Source organism: Glutamicibacter sp. NPDC055354 (genome assembly GCF_053644955.1).
Map to the genome: position 1 here is coordinate 2064930 of NZ_JBSHMB010000001.1, position 17944 is coordinate 2082873.

The 17944-nt window shown below is 62.3% G+C and carries 21 protein-coding genes; 11 read left to right on the forward strand and 10 right to left on the reverse strand.

What is annotated here, in order from left to right; genetic code table 11:
• Positions 1 to 73: 73 nt before the first annotated feature.
• From ACWICV_RS09580 to ACWICV_RS09590, 3 genes are all read right to left on the reverse strand, one after another.
• Complete coding sequence (locus ACWICV_RS09580; protein ID WP_105656083.1) at positions 74 to 412, reverse strand: hypothetical protein; 339 nt, start codon at positions 410 to 412, stop codon at positions 74 to 76.
• On the reverse strand, positions 403 to 999 hold the full coding sequence (locus ACWICV_RS09585) for a cysteine hydrolase family protein (protein ID WP_365942829.1): 597 nt from the start codon (positions 997 to 999) through the stop codon (positions 403 to 405). The genes ACWICV_RS09580 and ACWICV_RS09585 overlap by 10 nt, the downstream gene beginning before the upstream one ends.
• A gap of 245 nt (positions 1000 to 1244) precedes the next feature.
• On the reverse strand, positions 1245 to 1499 hold the full coding sequence (locus tag ACWICV_RS09590; protein ID WP_133834809.1) for a hypothetical protein: 255 nt from the start codon (positions 1497 to 1499) through the stop codon (positions 1245 to 1247).
• A gap of 193 nt (positions 1500 to 1692) precedes the next feature.
• Between ACWICV_RS09590 and ACWICV_RS09595 the strand changes: the two genes are divergently transcribed.
• A complete protein-coding gene (locus ACWICV_RS09595; RefSeq protein WP_133834808.1) occupies positions 1693 to 2109 on the forward strand; it encodes a CBS domain-containing protein in 417 nt (138 codons plus the stop codon).
• 105 nt (positions 2110 to 2214) lie between these two features.
• Here the strand turns inward: ACWICV_RS09595 and ACWICV_RS09600 are convergent, their stop codons facing one another.
• The 3 genes from ACWICV_RS09600 to ACWICV_RS09610 are packed head-to-tail and all read right to left on the reverse strand — an operon-like array spanning position 2215 to position 2931.
• Complete coding sequence (locus ACWICV_RS09600) at positions 2215 to 2463, reverse strand: hypothetical protein (protein ID WP_454090337.1); 249 nt, start codon at positions 2461 to 2463, stop codon at positions 2215 to 2217.
• Positions 2464 to 2490: 27 nt separating this feature from the next.
• On the reverse strand, positions 2491 to 2646 hold the full coding sequence (locus ACWICV_RS09605; protein ID WP_181149051.1) for a hypothetical protein: 156 nt from the start codon (positions 2644 to 2646) through the stop codon (positions 2491 to 2493).
• 24 nt (positions 2647 to 2670) lie between these two features.
• Positions 2671 to 2931 (reverse strand): DUF7218 family protein, encoded by a 261-nt coding sequence (locus ACWICV_RS09610; RefSeq protein WP_332499151.1) that lies wholly within the window; start codon positions 2929 to 2931, stop codon positions 2671 to 2673.
• 311 nt (positions 2932 to 3242) lie between these two features.
• On the opposite strand from ACWICV_RS09610, the gene ACWICV_RS09615 reads away from it, so the two are divergent.
• The gene (locus tag ACWICV_RS09615; protein WP_454090336.1) at positions 3243 to 4163 is read left to right on the forward strand and encodes an SDR family oxidoreductase; all 921 of its coding nucleotides are present in this window, start codon (positions 3243 to 3245) and stop codon (positions 4161 to 4163) included.
• 37 nt (positions 4164 to 4200) lie between these two features.
• Here ACWICV_RS09615 and ACWICV_RS09620 read toward each other — a convergent pair whose 3' ends face one another.
• Entirely contained in the window at positions 4201 to 5295 is a 1095-nt protein-coding gene (locus ACWICV_RS09620; protein ID WP_365942832.1) for a hypothetical protein, read from the reverse strand.
• A 245-nt stretch (positions 5296 to 5540) separates the two neighbouring features.
• On the opposite strand from ACWICV_RS09620, the gene ACWICV_RS09625 reads away from it, so the two are divergent.
• Both ACWICV_RS09625 and ACWICV_RS09630 read left to right on the forward strand, forming a co-directional pair.
• Positions 5541 to 5711 (forward strand): hypothetical protein, encoded by a 171-nt coding sequence (locus ACWICV_RS09625; protein ID WP_365942833.1) that lies wholly within the window; start codon positions 5541 to 5543, stop codon positions 5709 to 5711.
• Positions 5712 to 5758: 47 nt separating this feature from the next.
• A complete protein-coding gene (locus ACWICV_RS09630) occupies positions 5759 to 6931 on the forward strand; it encodes an alcohol dehydrogenase catalytic domain-containing protein (protein WP_365942834.1) in 1173 nt (390 codons plus the stop codon).
• A gap of 3 nt (positions 6932 to 6934) precedes the next feature.
• On the opposite strand, the gene ku is transcribed toward ACWICV_RS09630, so the two are convergent.
• On the reverse strand, positions 6935 to 7903 hold the full coding sequence (gene ku / locus ACWICV_RS09635) for a non-homologous end joining protein Ku (RefSeq protein ID WP_454090335.1): 969 nt from the start codon (positions 7901 to 7903) through the stop codon (positions 6935 to 6937).
• 164 nt (positions 7904 to 8067) lie between these two features.
• On the opposite strand from ku, the gene ACWICV_RS09640 reads away from it, so the two are divergent.
• The 3 genes from ACWICV_RS09640 (at position 8068) to bcp (ending at position 11717) form a co-directional block, all read left to right on the forward strand.
• Positions 8068 to 10584, forward strand: a complete 2517-nt coding sequence (locus ACWICV_RS09640) for an ATP-dependent DNA ligase (RefSeq protein WP_365942836.1) — start codon at positions 8068 to 8070, stop codon at positions 10582 to 10584.
• 14 nt (positions 10585 to 10598) lie between these two features.
• Positions 10599 to 10856, forward strand: coding sequence for a DUF4235 domain-containing protein (locus ACWICV_RS09645; RefSeq protein WP_365942837.1), 258 nt, complete (start codon positions 10599 to 10601; stop codon positions 10854 to 10856).
• A 384-nt stretch (positions 10857 to 11240) separates the two neighbouring features.
• The gene (gene bcp, locus ACWICV_RS09650) at positions 11241 to 11717 is read left to right on the forward strand and encodes a thioredoxin-dependent thiol peroxidase (protein ID WP_454090334.1); all 477 of its coding nucleotides are present in this window, start codon (positions 11241 to 11243) and stop codon (positions 11715 to 11717) included.
• 114 nt (positions 11718 to 11831) lie between these two features.
• Here the strand turns inward: bcp and ACWICV_RS09655 are convergent, their stop codons facing one another.
• Positions 11832 to 12911, reverse strand: a complete 1080-nt coding sequence (locus tag ACWICV_RS09655) for a carboxylate-amine ligase (RefSeq protein WP_365942839.1) — start codon at positions 12909 to 12911, stop codon at positions 11832 to 11834.
• A gap of 810 nt (positions 12912 to 13721) precedes the next feature.
• Here ACWICV_RS09655 and ACWICV_RS09660 point away from each other — a divergent pair.
• Entirely contained in the window at positions 13722 to 14039 is a 318-nt protein-coding gene (locus ACWICV_RS09660) for a hypothetical protein (protein ID WP_454090333.1), read from the forward strand.
• A gap of 143 nt (positions 14040 to 14182) precedes the next feature.
• Here ACWICV_RS09660 and ACWICV_RS09665 read toward each other — a convergent pair whose 3' ends face one another.
• The gene (locus ACWICV_RS09665; RefSeq protein WP_454090332.1) at positions 14183 to 15559 is read right to left on the reverse strand and encodes an NAD-dependent succinate-semialdehyde dehydrogenase; all 1377 of its coding nucleotides are present in this window, start codon (positions 15557 to 15559) and stop codon (positions 14183 to 14185) included.
• 430 nt (positions 15560 to 15989) lie between these two features.
• Here ACWICV_RS09665 and ACWICV_RS09670 point away from each other — a divergent pair, with 430 nt between their 5' ends.
• From ACWICV_RS09670 to ACWICV_RS09680, 3 genes are read left to right on the forward strand one after another with little or no spacing between them, the layout of a single operon-like run.
• Positions 15990 to 16862: a hypothetical protein gene (locus ACWICV_RS09670; protein ID WP_454090331.1), complete on the forward strand. Its 873-nt coding sequence runs from the start codon at positions 15990 to 15992 to the stop codon at positions 16860 to 16862.
• 9 nt (positions 16863 to 16871) lie between these two features.
• Positions 16872 to 17291: a phage holin family protein gene (locus ACWICV_RS09675; RefSeq protein ID WP_066142299.1), complete on the forward strand. Its 420-nt coding sequence runs from the start codon at positions 16872 to 16874 to the stop codon at positions 17289 to 17291.
• Positions 17288 to 17866 (forward strand): DUF3618 domain-containing protein, encoded by a 579-nt coding sequence (locus ACWICV_RS09680; RefSeq protein ID WP_402471469.1) that lies wholly within the window; start codon positions 17288 to 17290, stop codon positions 17864 to 17866. The genes ACWICV_RS09675 and ACWICV_RS09680 overlap by 4 nt, the downstream gene beginning before the upstream one ends.
• The last annotated feature ends 78 nt before the right edge of the window (positions 17867 to 17944 follow it).

Here is a 17944-nt window from a genome sequence, read left to right on the forward strand (position 1 = left end):
CATATAATGCAATTGGAAGAAGGGGCATCCCTGCACGGGATGCCCCTTCTGCGGTTCTCAGCCCGCCGGCGCGCTACTGCTGATCGGGTGTTTCCCGCTGGTCCGGCAGGTTGGCGGTCCGCTCGGCGTCCAGCCCTTGCTCGTCATCCTGGTCGGGGTAGTCCAGCAGCGTATCGTCGACCGGACGCTGCCCGTCAATCGGTTCGGGTAGCAGCGTTTCGGGATTGAGCGCCAAGGGATCGCCGTCGTTTTCCTCCAGCACCCGGTCTGCTCCGCGCAATGGATCCTCGGCGTCCTGGGCCTGGGGTGCATCCGATGACCCAGCCGCCGGCTGGCTATCGCGCCCATCCAACGGCTCGTCCGTGTCCGAGTCCTTGCGCACGTCGTCGAATTCAGAATTATTCAATGACATTCCAGCTCCTTCTCGTGTTTCCAATCGGTAATGATTTCCAAGGTGGTCTTCAGCTTCTGCCGATGCTGCTTGCGCATGAATTCCAAGGTAGTCCCTTCGAAATCCGGGTCGGCCGATGCGGTGGCATCGGTGGCCACCGCCACCGGCAAGTTCGCAGCGAAGGCATCGGCCGCGGTGGCGGAGATGCACGTCTCGGAGGAGACCCCGGCGAGCACCAGCGAACTGGCGCGGCGCTGCAGCAGCAGGTCCTTGAGCGCCGTATTCCAGAAAGCGCTGTCCCTGCGCTTGACCACCTCGATGGCCCCGTCCAGTTCCAACTCCGCCAGGTACGCGGCCTGCCCCGTTCCTTCGAACAGGTAGCCCTGGTCGTCTTCGAGCATCTTCAGCGTCCAGGTGGATTTGTCTTCCTTGTGAACGGTGCGCACGCTGATCACCGGGTATCCGCAGGCCCTCGCCGCTACGGCCAACTGGTTGCAGCGGGCTGCCAGATCCTGGCGGGCCAGTGCCAGAGCCGGATCCTCGAAGAATCCTTCTTGCAGGTCAATGAGCAGCAGCGCGGGGTGGCTGAAGTCGCTTGTCGCGCTCATGGCTCAGCATGTTCGGCGCAGTGCTGGCAGCAGTACGCCTTCGAGCCGTGGTGGACGGCGTGGCCCAGAATGGCGCAACCGCAGTGCGCACACCTTTCGGCCATGGCGTGGATGGCGCATTCGAAACTGTCGAAGCGGCCAGAGCGCCCGTTCCGGCTGAGCGTGAACACCATTTCGCTTGCATTGCCGCAGATATCGCAGGTCTGCATGGATTGCCTCCTGAACTCGGATTGGCCATGGAACAGCTAGCGGTCCCCTTCGCCTTCGGAATACTGGTCTTCCGGGGAATCGTCGAGGTCGGGGTCGGCTCCTTGGACAGGAGGCAGGTGATTCCCGGGCTGCTCCAGGTCCTCTTCTGATGGTTGCCCGGAGTCGGCTGGCAGGTGTTCGTCGTCGGGTTGCCCCAGCGGCCAGAGATTCTCAACCAGGTCCTTGTCGGGATCCTTGAATCTGTCGGCAGCATGCGAAATGGCATCTTTGGCTTTGTCGATGAATCCCATGGTCATTCTCCTCACGTTGCGTTTCCCGGTTCTCTACCAACTACCAGCTATTGGCGGCACAAGTACATGATTAATCGGCTGTTGCCAGAGTCGAGGGGGCACATCTGCAAGCTCGCTGGCAATGGTTGAAGACCTGCTTGTTGTGCTGGAGCGTGGAGGGTGTCCCACAGGAATACGCGAAAGGAGCACGATCATGGTTGCAGTCAAGGAACTAATGACCTCGCCTGCCAAATGCGTCAAGGAGCAGGACTCGATTCAAGTCGCCGCCCAGATGATGAAGGACCTCGGGGTCGGCATGCTGCCGATCTGCGGCAAAGACAACCGCCTGGCCGGCACGATCACCGACCGCGACATTGTCATCAACTGCGTTGCTGACGGCGTCGTGACTTCCAGCACCAAGGTGGCCGATTACGCCCAGGGCAAGCCGGTCACCATCGGAGCAGACGACTCGGTCGAAGAAGCCATCCGCACCATGCAGGAACACCAGGTGCGCAGGCTTCCGGTCATCGACGGGCATTCGCTAGTCGGCATGCTCGCCCAAGCAGACGTCGCCCGCTACTACGACGAGCAGAGCACCGGCAACCTGGTCGAAGGGATTTCCCAGGACTAGGATCTCCCAGCCCAGCCGGACCGCAACGCAGAGCGTCCGGGAAAACCATGGTTTTCCCGGACGCTCTGCCCTTGTTCTCATGCGATTCTCCTGGCGGGAACGCCGTCACCGTCCGTTGGCGTCTGTGCCTCCCCGCGGATCGTCCAAGGAGCTCGGTCCCCGGATCACGCGGTACAGGCCGTAGATGAAGACCAATGCGCCCCAGCCGGCCACGATCCATAGCGGCCCTGAGGTGCTGTCAGGCGCTGCGAGCAGCGCATAGATGGCGAATCCTACGGCCACGAGCCCGCCGATAATCGCCAGCCACAGGCCAGCGCGATGTTTGCGGGGGCTGTCCGCTGCTTTGCCAGTCATGGCTTTTCCCTTCGCTGGAGGGAAAGTTCAGCCCGCGTCATAGCGTTCTTCCCTTTCCTCGGATTCATCTTCGGTGTTCTCGTTGATGCTGCCGCGGCGAACCACGCGTTCGTCCCCTGGCTGGGCATCCTCATCCGGTTGGGTGGTGCGAGCCGGATTCTCGGGCTTCTCGCGTTCACTCATTGTGTCTCCTTCCGTGGCGGTCTGCTATGAATTGCGCAGGGCTTCGATGAGTTCGGCCTTGCGCATTTTCGAACGGCCATCAATGCCGATTTCCTTGGCCCGGTCCTGCAGCTCCCCGACCGTCCAGTCCTCGTAGTCTCCGGCTTTGCCTCCGCGCTTGCCCACTGCTGACCGGCCGTCGCGGGCGGCGGCATTGGCGATGCGCGCCGACTTCTGCTTGGAGTTCCCCTCCTCGCGCAGCTCCTCGTAGAGTTCTTCATCCTTGATCCGGCTCTTGCCTGCCATGGGTTTCCTCCCTCGTACGCTTCGCCAGCTGGCTCCTTGCAGTGCCAGCACTGTGCGTTCCACGCTAGCCACTTCGCTGATCAGGGGACAGTGCCCCTGACGGACTTTGCGCTGAATCCCAGACTTCAGCGGTAGCACAATTCATGCAGCGGTGTGCCAAACTGGATCTTCGCAGAAAAAAGTCTGGCTGTTGCCGCCGAAGGTGGAGGGGACCCTCGCGCAGCGGAAGGCCCGGAGCACACTGGATGTGAACCCGGACGCCGCTGAGCGCACCGCGCCGGCGTCCTGCCGCAACAGCAGGAGGAAATCCCATGCCCGAGAAGAATCCCCAGGACCGCTCTGAGCCGCTCGGTACCGAAAGCGAAGACCGCGCCGGCAAGGAAAAGATCAGCCCGCCCGAACAGCGCCAGGAGGAACCCGGCCTGGACCGGGATCTGAAGCCCAAGGCGGATCACGGCGAGCGTAGCTACAAGGGCCGGGACCGGCTGTCTGGAAAGCGCGCTTTGATCACCGGCGGCGACTCCGGCATCGGCGCGGCGGTGGCCATCGCCTTTGCCCGCGAGGGGGCCAAGGTCGCCTTGGCCTATCTGCCCGCCGAACAGCCTGACGCCGACGCCATCGCCGGGGTCTTGGAAGATGCGGGAGTCGAAGTCCACCTGCTGCCCGGGGACCTGCGGGACCGCAATTACCGCGATTCATTGATCGACGAGGCGGTGACCGCGCTGGATGGCTTGGACATCCTGGTGAACAACGCCGGCAAGCAGATCAGCGTCGAGTCCCTGGAAGAGCTGAGCGACGAGCAGGTCGAAGCCACCTTCGATGTGAACATTTTCGCGATGTTCGCCTTGAGCCGCGCAGCCCTGCAGGTGCTTCCCGAAAGCGGCTCCATCATCAACACCACCTCCATCCAGGCCTTCGATCCCTCGGATCACCTGATGGACTATGCCGCCACCAAGGGCGCGATCAGCAACTTCACCAAGTCGCTGGCTTCCCAGGCCGCGAAGAAGGGCATCAGGGTCAATGCCGTGGCTCCCGGCCCTATCTGGACTCCGTTGCAGCCTTCGGATGGCCAGCCGATCGAGGCGCTGCCTGAGTTCGGCCACGATACCTGGCTTGGCCGGGCCGGCCAGCCGGTGGAAGTGGCCCCGGCCTATGTGTTCCTGGCCAGCGATGAGGCTTCATATGTGGTCGGTTCCACGGTGCATGTGAACGGCGGCAAGAACCAGCCGTAGGGCCGTGAACCGGTCCCCGGGCGATAGCGCCCGGGGATCAATCCACGTCATCCTTGCTGATGGTGAATTCCATGTTCCTCCGCTCGTATTCGCGCTGGCTGAAGGTAGCGCGCTGGACTTCCTTGACCTCGTCAAAGCTGGAGCCGATGGCCCCGCCCATGGTTCCCAGCGAGGATGCCAGCCATGCAAGATTGATGTATTCGGCCATCGTGACATCATGGCGCAGCTGGTAGGCGAGGTATTCCTGGTCAATGACAATCAGCGAGCCTGCCAGCAGGGCAAGGAACAAGAGCAAGTACATGGCCGTCGCGGCAAACCCGACCGTCAGCACGGTGGCCGCGTTGTAGACGACCATCCGCTCACGGCGGCGGTTGCCCTTGGGCCTCTCCCACAACCGGTTGTGCAGCAGCAGCCAGAGCGTGAGGATCAGGATGCTTGAGACCGTGATCAGCGAAAGCCGCCCGACAGGCAGGTAGTCGGCCATGGACCAAATGCTCGTGTAGAACACGCCGAAGGCACCGGTGGCCACCGCACCTGCCATCGCGGAGGAAAGCCGCGGCACCAGTTTCCACGGCTGGTTGCTGCGCACCATCCCGGCAATCAGCAGCAACCGCCCGCGCAAACCCTCGATGCTCGAGATGCGGTTCTGCTCGTTCTGCCCGTCCTGCCGGCTGGCGTGCACGCTCATCGCCCGTCCCAGCGGGGTCGGAGGCGGAGCCGGCTGCTTGCCGGTAGCCAATTCCCTGACCAGTTCGGCCAGTTCCCGTGCCACGGTGCGCGGCCGGGCCAACCCGAGGCTGGGCATGGAAAGCACGGCCGAGGCATCCTCGACGGAAATCACCGAACGCACCGGCCGGTTCTGCACATAGTGCGGTGCATCGGTCAGGTAGATGATGAAGTCCCAGCCATGCTTCTCCCGCAGCCTGGGCACCTTGTCGCTCAGCGCGACCCGTCCGCTCTCCCCCAAGGGCAGGGAAAAGGGAGCTACCTGCACGTCCCATTGCTGCTCGTGCTCCTGCAGCTTCTCCATGACCCCTTCCAGCCGGGCAGCGATCCGATTGGCCATCGCGTCGGCTATGCCAGGGTCGGCAATTAATCCCACCGTGCGCTTCTCGGGCTCTTGCACGCTCATCAGCACCTCGCAGCTCTCAGGGCAGCAGCTTGGCCCGCTCCCACAGCACACACTAGGAAGTCGCGCCCGGGCCTGCAGTGCCGTTCAGCAACCTTGCAGGAACCGGCACCGGCAGTGCACGCTTGATCCCCGGAATTCCGGGGATCCCCGACTCACAGGCAATGCCCATCAAACTTGCCTTGTTCCCTGCTGCCCGGTGTGGAATGGTCGGTGCCATCGCCCCTCTGATGAAGAAAGGACAGTCCATGGAATCCAACCAGCCAGAAGAAGAGCGGCACCCGGGGACCACTCCAACTCCCGATGAGCCCGCGGAGGAAAAACAGAATTCTGTCGGGGACCACGAAGACGCGTTCGAGCAGCCAGCCGAGGAGCAGGACCCGGACCAGGTGGATACCGACCAGTTCAATACCGACTGATCCGCGCTTGTGTTCCGCCGGCAACGATATGACTAGGAGACAACCTCTTGAAAGCATTGACATGGCAAGGTAAGCGAAAGATCGGTTTCAGCGATGTCCCGGATCCGGTGATCCAGGATCCCGGGGACGTCATCATCAAGGTCACTTCCACTGCAATCTGCGGTTCGGACCTGCATCTCTATGAGCTGCTGGGCCCCTACATGCATGCGGGCGACGTACTGGGCCACGAAACCATGGGCATCGTCCAAGAAGTTGGCAGCGGCATTACCAAGCTGTCGGTAGGCGACCGGGTGGTGATCCCGTTCAACATATCCTGCGGCCACTGCTGGATGTGCCAGCACGACCTGCAGTCGCAGTGCGAGACCACCCAGGTGCGCAAGCACGGCAAGGGCGCCCAATTCTTCGGGTACTCCGAACTCTACGGACAGGTGCCCGGCGGCCAAGCCGAATACCTGCGCGTGCCCCATGCCGATTACGGTGCGGTGAAAGTAGGCGACCAGCTGCCCGACCACCGCTACCTTTTCCTCTCCGATATCCTGCCCACTGCGTGGCAGGGCGTGCACTACGCCAATGTCCCCGACGGCGGAACCCTCGCGGTCTACGGCCTCGGGCCGGTGGGCCAGCTCGCCGCGCGCATCGGCCGGCACCTGGGCTATGAGGTGCTGGGCATCGACCCGGTGGCAGAACGCCGCGCCATGGCCGAGCGCCACGGCATCCAGACCCTGGACTTCACCAAGGACACCGTGGGCGAATTGCGCGGGCGCACCGGGCGCGGCCCCGATGCCGTGCTCGATGCGGTGGGCATGGAAGCCCATGGTTCCCCGGTCTCCTCGATGTTCCAGCAAGCCACCGGGTTGCTGCCGGACAAGGCCGCGCAGCTGGCCATGGAGAACGTTTCCGCGGACCGCACCAGCGTGCTGGATTCGGCCATTGATGCCGTGCGCCGCGGCGGCACCCTGTCGATCAGCGGCGTCTATGCCGGGGCCGCCACCCCGATGCCGATGGTGAAGCTGTTCGACAAGCAGATCCAGATCCGCCAGGGCCAATGCAATGTGCGCTCATGGACCCAGAAGCTGCTGCCGCTGGCCGAGGATGCAGCCGACCCGCTGGGCCTGGACGACTTGGTCACGCACGAGCAGCCGCTCTCGAACGGCCCGCAGATGTACGAGACCTTCCAGAAGAAGCAGGATGCGTGCATCAAGGTGGTGCTCAAACCCTAGCGGCTAGGCGCTTTTCTTCCCGGAACCGGAGGCCTTCTTCTTGTGTGGCGAGGAGGAGGCCTCCTTTGCCGTTGCCTTCTTCGTGGCTGGTTTCGTGGCTGCCGCCGCTTTCTTCGCAGGTTTCTTCGCCGCTGGCTTCTTCGCCGCAGAGGCCTTCCCATCCTTGGCTGCCTTGGCCGGGGCCTTGGCCTTGCGCCCGTCGATGCTGCGCTTGAGCGCCTCCATCAGATCGATGACCTCCCCGGACTCGCTGCTCTGGTCCGGGGAACCGAAGGTCGCCTCGGTATCCAGGTCCTCGCCCTGCTCGATTTTCGCTTCGATCAGCGCCTGCAGCTGGACCTGGTAGTCATCCTGGAACTCGTGCGGCGTGAAATCACTGCTGTACTGGTCTACGAGGGCTGCAGACATCTTCAGTTCCTGCTCGCTGATCCGCGGTGATTTCTCCGGTGCCACTGCCTCGGCATCGCGCAGCTCGTCCGCCCACATGACCGCTTGCAGCACCATCACCTTGGATCGGACACGCAAGATGCCCAGCCGGGTCTTCTGGCGCAGGGCGAAGCGCACCACTGCCAGCTTCTCGGTGTCCTGAAGCGTTCGGCGCAATAGCTCGTAGGCCTTGGGCGATTTGGAGTCCGCCTGGAGATAGTAGCTCTTCTCCAGCATCAGGGGATCTACTTGGCTGGCCGGGACGAACTGGACCACCTCGATCTCGCGGCTCTTCTCCGCAGGCAACGCGTCCATGTCCTCATCGGTGAGCACAATGGTCCGTTCTCCGTCCTCATAGGCCTTGTCCAGATCCTTGTAGGCGATTTTCTTCCCGCACACTTCGCATCGGCGCTCGTAGCGGATCCGTCCGCCGTCCTTGTCATGGACCTGGTGCAGGTCGATGTCGTGGTCCTCGGTGGCGCCGTAGGCCTTGACCGGCACGTTCACCAGGCCGAAGGCAATTGATCCAGTCCAGATAGCTCGCATGGGCATAGTGAAGCATCTTTCTAGCCAGTGTGTCACTGCCCTAGTGATTCTGGCAGGCAGCGCTGAGGTTCGGCAGCGCGAAACGCAAAGCTTGCTTGGAACGCTGGATTCCCCGGCGCCGCTCGGGAAGATTGGTCCTCACAAGGTAAAGCAAAGGACAGCGCATGGCACGCAGGGAGCAAACCGTCACCGTCGCGGGGCACACGCTGAAGGTCAGCAATCTGGATAAGGTCCTGTACCCGCAGACCGGGACCACCAAGGGCGAAGTCATGGACTACTTCCAGCAGGTGGCCCCGGTGCTGATTCCGCATGCCGCGTGGCGCCCGGCCACCCGCAAGCGCTGGGTGGACGGCGTGGGGACCCCCGAAGAACCGGGCAAGGTGTTTTTCCGCAAGGATCTCGAGGACTCTGCCCCAGGCTGGATTCCCTCGGCCAAGTTGCAGCACAAGACCCACTCCAATATCTATCCGCTGGTCAACAACGAGGCGGTGCTGGCCTGGATGGCCCAGGTGGCTGCGCTGGAAATCCATGTTCCCCAGTGGCGCTTCGATTCCTCGCTGGAACCTGCCAATCCGGACCGGCTGGTGCTGGATCTGGATCCCGGTCCGGGCGCCGGCTTGGAGCAGTGCGCTGAAGTCGCCTTGATCTGCCGGGAGATTCTCGACGGCATGGACCTGCCCAGCTTTCCAGTGACCTCCGGTTCCAAGGGCATCCACCTCTATGCCGGACTGGATGGCAAATACACCTCGGAGCAAGTCAACGAGGTGGCCAAGGAATTGGCCTCCACCTTGCAGAAGGAGCATCCGCAACTGGTTCTCGCCAGCATGAAGCGCTCGCTGCGCGAGAACAAGGTGTTCGTGGACTGGAGCCAGAATAACGCCTCGAAGACTACCGTGTGTCCGTATTCGCTGCGCGGCCGGGCACGGCCCACTGTCGCGGCCCCGCGGACCTGGGAAGAAATCGAAGCGCCGGGTTTGGAGCAGCTGGACTTCCACGAGGTGCTGGACCGCATTGCTGATGGAATCGATCCGCTGGCGCAGCTGACCTCGGGACAACAGCAGGACCCCGATCGCCTAGCGGTCTATCGCTCCAAGCGCGATGCGGCGCTGACACCTGAACCGGTGCCGGAGCAATCCGGGAATTCCCAGTCCGTGCAGCCGGGCGGAAAGGACGGCACCGGCTTCTCCTTTGTTATCCAGGAACACCACGCCCGCGCGCTGCATTGGGATTTCCGCCTGGAGCACGACGGAGTGCTGGTCTCCTGGGCGGTGCCCAAAGGCCCACCCCTGGAACCAGGAATCCAGCGCTTGGCGGTCATGACCGAAGACCATCCGCTCTCCTACGCAAGCTTCGAAGGCAGCATCCCCAAGGGCCAATACGGTGCCGGGGAAGTATCGATCTGGGATTCGGGCAGTTGCACCATCGAGAAGTGGCGCGAAGGCAAAGAAGTCATCGCAGTGCTCACCGGCTCCCGCGAGGGCGGGCTGGGCGGAGTGGACCGGCGGTTCGTGCTGATCCAGGCCGCAGGGATGGGCGGCAAGGACAATTGGTTGCTGCAGCTGGCCAAGGAACAGCCGGTAGGAGCCGATGCGGGAACGTCCGCTGATTCCGGTGACGGAGAACCGGAGGCTGCTCGCGAGCCTAGCGCCAAGCAGGCCGTGGCTGATCTGTCGGGCCAAGCGTTGCGCCCCATGCTGGCCACTGCCGGCACTGCTCGGGAGATCTCCGGCGAGCCGGGTTGGAGCTTTGAAATGAAATGGGACGGCTACCGCGCGTTGGCAGTAGTCGATGGCGCCAAAACCAAGCTGATCAGCCGCAACGGCCACGACCTGACCGGAGACTTCCCGGAACTCGAAATCCTCGGTTCGCTGCTGCCGGAGCGCGCCGTGGTGGACGGGGAAATCGTCGCCCTGGATTCTTCGGGCCGCCCTGACTTCTCGCTGCTCCAGCAACGGGTGTCCCACCAGCGGAAGAAACGCACGAAGCAGGCCTCGGCCATCAGGATCCAGTACATGGTCTTCGACGTGCTGCAATTGCCATATGACAAGGATGCAGGACTGGTGGATCTGACTGCCCTGCCCTACGAGCAACGCCGCCAGCGGCTTGCGGGCCTGGATCTCGACCACCAGTACGTGCAGGTGCCGCCGGCCCACACCGGGACCTTGGAGCAGGCCATCGAGACCAGCCGTGCGCTGAGCCTGGAAGGCGTGGTGGCCAAGGAACGCGACTCCGTCTACGAGCTGGGCCGGCGCAGCACCAGCTGGGTGAAGCTCAAGCACCAGCGGCACCAGGAAGCTGTGGTGATTGGCTGGCGGTCTGGACAGGGGTCGCGCAGCCGCAGCCTGGCCTCGCTGCTGCTGGCCATTCCGGGAAATGGCGGCTTGGAATACGCCGGCCGGGTGGGCACCGGATTCAGCGACGCGCAACTGGCCGAAATCCGCGAGCGGCTTGAAAAGATCGAACGCAAGACTCCCCCGGCCAAGAACATCCCGGCAGCGCATCAAAGCGATGCGCACTGGGTGAGCCCGAAATACGTGGCAGAAGTCCGATACAGCGAACTGACCTCGGACCGCCTTCTGCGCCACCCGGTGTGGCGCGGCTGGCGCGATGAGAAGCAACCGGATGAGGTCCGCTGGGAACCGGCGGATCCGGCCGGGATCCAAACTCCAACTAACCGCTAACAGAGGAGCAGAACATGAAATTGCTGATAAAGATCTTCGGAACCCTGATTTCGCTCGGTGCAGGCTGGCTCGGAGCCAAGCTCGTCTCCGGGGTCTGGCATAAAGCCATGGGGGAAGAACCGCCATCGCTGGCCAACCCCGAAAAGCAGCAACAAGCCGCCGTAGGCAAGGTGCTGGCGTTCGCCGTGATTTCGGGGGCAAGCGCTTCTGCCATCCAGGCTATGGCCAAACGGTGGACGCGTTCCCTCGAAGCCAAGGCCGCCAACCGCTAGCAGGCCGCGTTCTGGCCGCTACCCGGATGCACCGGGTCGCGCAGCTGTTGCCCAGTTGCACGGCTCGGTGTTTTCGTTGGTGCCGGGCAGCTTTCTGCCCGGTGTCCATTGACCTGGTGCATCGCGGTGGCTGAAGGCCTGCGGGAATCGCATGGCGATTATTTGGCCGGTCGACAGCTTCTCCAGCAGGCAGAACTGCCAACGGGATCGCAGGCTTTTGCAGCAACCGAGTCTTCCTTGATGCCTTGGAAGCGCGCATCATGGTCCATGGCGAGGTTATTGCCTTCCAGAAGTCGTTGGAAATATATCCCAGAAGTCTCTGGCATTGAGTGCATCCACTGAATTAGAATGAAAATAAAATATCACTATATGAAAGTTGAATCGATGACTGCCCATTCTTCTCCGCTCACCGCCGGCCAGCCAGCGCCAGCCTTCTCCCTGCAAGATGCCAAGGGAGAGACCATCTCGCTTTCGGATTATTCAGGGCAGAAAGTGATCGTGTATTTCTACCCCAAGGCCGCGACTCCCGGTTGCACCACCGAGGCCTGCGATTTCCGCGACAACCTCAATTCGCTGCAGACGGCAGGATTCTCCGTTCTGGGCATTTCCCCGGACGCTCCGGAAGAGCTGGCTGCCTTCGCTAGCGATGAATCGCTGAATTTCCCGCTGCTTTCCGACCCGGGCAACGAAGTTGCCAAAGCCTACGGCTCCTACGGTGAAAAGAACATCGGCGGGAAAACCGTCGTGGGCACCCTGCGCTCCACCGCAGTCATCGATGAAGACGGCAGCATCCGCCAAATTGAATATTCCGTGGATGCCCAGGGGCATGTGGCGCGACTTCGCGATTCCCTCGGAGTCTAGAGGATTCCGCACCCGGATCTTTCCGGTACCAGCTCGGATGCTTCGAGCCGGGGCCAGCTTTCACCGGCCCCGGCCACGCCCTGCAGTCTGCGTTGGAGATCCCTGGACGGCAAGCTACATCTGCATCTCGGAATGGGCATTGGCCAACAGATGCGTGAAAGCACCACGCTCGAATGCGGCCCGCTGGCGGACGGCACCATTGCCTGTCTCCAGCATGTTCCTGAGTGAAATCACGGCATAGTCGTAATCTCCATGATCTTTCAGTGCGCCCTCAATGAGTCGGAGCATTCTGCGGGCCAGCTCCTCCACAGCGACCGGCTCTCCGGTTCGCGTGTCCACGTGCACTCCGGTGATTCCGTTCTTGGCCGCTTGCCACAGGGACAGGTCCAGGACTTCGGGCAGATACTCGAGCGCATCGAATTCGCCGGCCACCGCAGTCTCGACCAGCCCTCGCATGAGCACGGCCAGCAATACCGAATCCTGCGCTCTCAACTGCGAATCCGCGACCCGAATTTCGAGTGTCGGGTACTTTTCCGACAACCGGGCGGACCATCCGATATGGCCAGGGTCGGGAACTGCATCGGTTCCATTGATTCGCGCAAGCCGAATCCCATAGTCTTTCGAATCCTTGAAGTACGGCGGAATTCCCTGGACGGACCACTTTCGGTAATGAATGGTTCTCCACGATGAAAAGTTGCTGTCGACGCCTCTCCAATACGGAGAATTGGCGCCCAGGGCGCAAAGAAATGGCAGCCATCCGCGCAAGAAGTTGAGCGCACGAATTCCCGCTTCGGAATCAGGGATGGACACATGGACGTGCAAACCGCACATGTAGTGCTCTGTCGCTATTCCGGAAACGAAATTGCCGATTTCCCGGTACCTTGCATTATCGGTCAGCTCCGGAGCCTGCTGGGCAATCATCGGCGCCGCCCCCAAACCCGCGACCAGCAGGCCGCGGGAGGCCGCTTCGCCTGCCAGAGCCCTGCGGAAACTTCCCAGCTCATGCAGGGCCTGATCCCGGTCTTCGCAGATGGCACTGGCATGTTCTATTTGGCAAGCAAGCAGTTCGTTCTGCACTTCGCCATCGCGTTGCGAATCCAGCGCTTGCCGTAACGCTTCTTTATCCGTGCTGGCCGGCAACCCTGTTTCTGCGTCGAACATGAAGAATTCTTCTTCAATGCCAAAGGTGCTCATTTCGTGCCTCCCGGAATATGGTTGCTAGGGCGTCGGACCAGCAACCGGCCTGTGTGGACTTACTGCTGGCTAACCTGGTCTGCCTGATGCGAACTAGCGGGGAACTGCTCAACATTCTTCTTGCGCGGAACTGAATACCGCATGATCAATTCCCCTTCAGCTAGGCTGCGAATTTCCGGATGGCCGCAGCTTCATCCGCCTCGGCGGCTTGCGTTCCGCGAAAGCGGATTCTGAAACAGTAGATCCCGTAGCCTGGCTGCATCTGCTTGCCCGATGGATTCTCATGGTTTTCCCATCAACTCAGAATGAATCGGACATGAAATCCGAACTAGCTCTGGAAGCGGCAACAATCTGCCCGCAGCTGCGGGCAACAGCAAGCTCGGGTCAGGCTGTGGAGCTTGGAAATGCGGTCTGTTCGGGCGTACATACGGAGCCTAGCGGCGGACAGTCCGCGGCAGGCCAAACAAACTACTGACTAGGCCAGGAAATAAGTTCAAAAAGCTCTCCTCTGAGCCTGTCAATAAGCTGGGAGCCCTAGGCCACCCCTCCCGGTCGCAGACGAAGTGGCATAGGTTTGAAACACACTCCGCTTCCCAACGACGGCGATCCTTGCCCACTGGCAGGCTCGTCGGCAATCTGCGAAGTGGCGTGACTTATGGGGTGCACTCGAGAGTTACGAACAAAGTGGAGGTAGTACTAATGCCAGGACGTATAGTCAGGTCCAAGACTGCTGAACGTGTCGCCGAACTTCTGGGATCGCGCGAAGGTCGCTCCCATCTGAGCGAGTACGGGTGGATCCAAGGAATGCCCGTGATCATTGCACAACTCAACGAGCCGGTAGACGACGTCATGGGCCTCGCTTCCGTTCACAATTGCGCTGTACTCGTGGCGATACTGGACAACCAGAGCGACCAGCTTCGTTTCATCCATGTCTCGCCTCCCAACGGTGCTCTTCAGATCGTCGATGAGACTCCTGCGAAAACCCGGATCTGCACTCTCTTCGAGCAGGCGGAGGAAAAAGGAATGCTGGCCTTCCGGGTTCGGTACTGGACCCACACGGCAATTGCCAACGCCCTGCCGGTCTTCACTCCGGAAGAACAGCGGCCGATGGCAATGACGCGCGTCTAGCTGCCGGGTGACTGGAGGTTCCCGCCCAGGTGCTGCTGATTCAACGACTCGTTGCTAACCGAATATAGGCCATTTTCGACTGACGGTCCTGGCTTTCCCGGAATTTTCCGGGAAAGCCAGGACCGTTGCCGCAATCCCCTGGCTCAGCGCCCGGCGATCTTCACCAACTTGTGGTTGATGAATTCGTCCATGCCGTACTTGCCCAGCTCGCGGCCGATGCCCGAGCGCTTCACGCCGCCAAAGGGCAGCTCAGGGTAGGAAGCCGAAGGCTCGTTGACGGCGACCATGCCGCTTTGCAGCTGCACGGAAACGCGCTCTGCGCGTTCCATGTCCCGAGTGTGGATGGAAGCTCCCAGCCCGTACTCGGTGTTGTTGGCCAGGGCCACTGCTTCTTCTTCGCCATCCACCTTGTAGAGCACGGCGACCGGGCCGAAGAGCTCCTCGGAGAAGGCGCGCATCTCGGGGGTCACCCCGGCGAGGATGGTCGGCTCGTAGAATGCGCCCTCGCCCTGGATCGGCTTGCCGCCGGCCAAGACCTGGGCACCCTTGTCGATGGCATCCTGCACCTGTGCGGCCAAGCCGTCGCGGGCTGCGGCCGAAGACAGCGGGCCGAGGAAGTTCTCCGGCTGGGCCGGGTCGCCCACCTTGATTCCGGCCACCTGCTCCACCAGCGCTTGGGAGAAGTCCTCGTAAACCGAGGAATCGATAATGAAGCGCTTGGCCGCGTTGCAGGCCTGGCCGGTGTTCCCGAAGCGGGCGCGCATGCCCAGCTTGGCGGTGCGCGCCACGTCCGCGTCGTCGAAGACCACGAATGGATCCGAGCCGCCCAGCTCCAGCACCACCTTCTTCAGGTTGCGCCCGGCAATTTCTGCCACGGCTGCTCCGGCGCGCTCGGAACCGGTCAGGGATATTCCCTGCACCCGGCGGTCGGCGATGATGTCCGCGACCTGGTCATTGGTGGCGAAGATGTTCACATACGCGCCCTGCGGGGCTCCTGCTTCCTTGAAGATCTCTTCCATGGCCAGCGCCGATTCCGGGCACTGCGGCGCGTGCTTGAGCAGGATGGTGTTGCCGTTCATCAGGTTCGGCCCGGCGAAGCGTGCCACCTGGTAGTACGGGAAATTCCACGGCATGATGCCCAGCAGCGCGCCGACCGCTTCCTTGCGCACCAGCGCCTTGCCGCCCGAAGCGATTTCCAGCTCTTCGTCTTCCAGGTACTTCGGGCCGTTCTTGGCGTAGTAGCGGTAGATCGCCGCCACGATGCCGATTTCCCCCAGAGATTGCTTGATGGGTTTGCCCATTTCGCGGGTGATGATCGCGGCCAGTTCTTCGGCGCGTGCCTCGTAGATGTCTGCCACGCGCTCCAGCAGGGCGACGCGTTCCTGAAGCGCGGAGACCGACCACTGGGTGTAGGCGTTGTGCGCCTCGGCGATGGCATCCTGGATCTGCGCATCGGTGGCAGTCGGGTAGGTTGCTTCGACTACGCCGGTGGCGGGATTGGTCACGGCATAAGTGGACATGGTGCTCCTTCGAAGATTCGCTTGTTGGACACTTAGCGCCCAGTCTTCCAGCTCTCGTCGCCAATGCCCCGGACTGTTCGGGTATTGGCGTGTTCGCCACGGAAACTGCCGCTGTTCCTCCAAAGCCACGGACTGGGCCGCAGCAGGGATTGCAGTGCTGCTGGACTCCTCGCTGCTGCGCCGGGTGGTGCGCTGGACGCTCGGGATCCGGCTCGATCCTACTCGCTTGCCTCCTGCTTTCCTGGAATCTCCGAGCTGTCGCCATCGAACCTGAATGCTTCCTGCGGATTGGCCGCGATCCGTGACCTGCGGCGCGCTCTTGCCTAGCGTCGTAGGCAACCAGCAGCGCTCCGCACGGACTGCGGAGCCGGATGCGCGGCCACCTGCCGCGCCACCCGCAGCTGACGACAGCAGCAGAGGAAGGGAAGACATGAGCACCAACCATCACACCAGTTCGAATCCATTCCCCGATGACCCGCGCAGCACCCCGCAACCCGGAACCGTCCGCCACGGCCTGAACGATCCGGATCCGTTGACCGAGCCGCAAACCGACCTGTTCCCGTCGGGCACTGTCGAACCGGTACCGGCCGACACGCATGATTCCGATGACCTGCAGTCCGCAGGAAGCGGCAATACCTCGGGTAAAGCGCAGGCAGCCCAGGATCTGGCGCGCGAGGGCCAGGAATCCGCCACCCACGTGCTTGACAGCGCCAAGCAGGAAGCCTCGATGCTCGCTGAGCAGGCCAAGGACCAGGCCACCCACCTATGGGATGAACTCGGCTCCGACCTGAAGGAGCAGACCTCCGCGCAGCAACGGAAGGTCGCGGCCAACCTGCGCGACATCAGCGATGAGTTCCGCGCCATGCTCGACCAGTCCAGCGCGAGCGGGACCGCCTCCATGCTGGTCGACCAGGCTTCGCATCACAGCGGCCAGGCCGCCGATTGGCTCGAACAGCGCGAGCCGCACGACTTGCTGGATGAGGTCAAGAGCTTTGCACGCAAACGCCCTGCGGCCTTCTTGGGGCTGGCGCTGGGCGCCGGCCTGCTGGCAGGACGCATGACCCGAAATGCCAGCGAGCCGAAGGAAGGCACAGGGCACCGCGACCAGGAACCGCGCCCCGGCACCACCAGCGCACCGAACGCCGCGGCCGTTGACGGGCCAGGTCCGGTGCGGGTTGACCCGTCTTTCCAAGGAACCACCCGCGTGGATTCGGCAGGCAACCCCCTGCATGCCGATTCGGTGGACGTTGACCCGCTGCGCTCCTACCCTCCTGGGGATCCGCGCAGCACCGACTACCGCTAGGAGCATTCGATGACTCACACGACGCCAGATCCCGATTCTGCAGAACATGAACGCAGTTCCCTCGGCGCCCTGTTCAATGACCTGACCCAGAATGTATCGCTGCTGGTTCGCCAAGAGATCGAGCTGGCAAAGACGGAGTTGAAGGAGTCGGCCAGCTCCGCCGGCAAGGGTGCGGGCATGTACGCCGGTGCCGGTGTAGCCGGCCACTTCGTCTTGCTGTTCCTTTCCGTTGCGGCTTTCTTCGGATTGTCGCTCTGGATTGGCTACGGCTTCTCGGCCTTGGTGGTCGCCGCCCTCTGGGCGGTGATCGGTCTGGTCTTGGCAAGCGCAGCCAAGAAGAAGATGCAAGAGATCAAGGGACTGCCTAATACGGCCGAGACAGTCAAGAGGATTCCATCAGCTTTTACTCCGAAGGATGATGCACCATGAGCAAGAATTCAGAAGAACTCCGCGCGGAAATCGCCCAGACACGAGGCGACATGCAACAGGATGTGGATGCGATTGCCGACAGGGTCAGTCCCAGCCATATTGCCCACCGACAATCCGAAAAGGTCAAGGACTCATTCAGGAAGGTGAAGGACTCCGTCATGGGAACCGGTGAATCAACGAGTGACCAGCTGCACCACTACGGTGAAGACGCCGCGGAAGCCGTCAGGGACGCACCGCACAGGGTGGTGGAGCAGACCAAGGGCAATCCGCTGGCCGCCGGAATCATCGCCTTCGGGGCAGGACTGCTGGCCTCGTCGCTGCTTCCGGGGACCCAGAAAGAAGCCGAGCTGGTCCAGCGGGTCAAGGACAAGGCAGAACCGCTGGCCGAAGAGGCCAAAGATGCGGCGAAACAGATTGCCGAAGACCTGCGGGAGCCTGCGCGGCAGGCCGCAGAGGACCTGCGGGATTCCGCCCAGGAATCCGTGCAGACCGTCAAATCCGAAGCCAACTCCGAAGCCGAGCATCTGCACAGCGAAGCAAAGGACACGGCCAAGGATATGGGTAACGGCTCCTGATCCCTAGGCGCGGCAAGAGGCTGGTGCGTGCAATCACTGATTGGAACCACCAGCCTCTTGCTATGCCCGGTAGCCGCC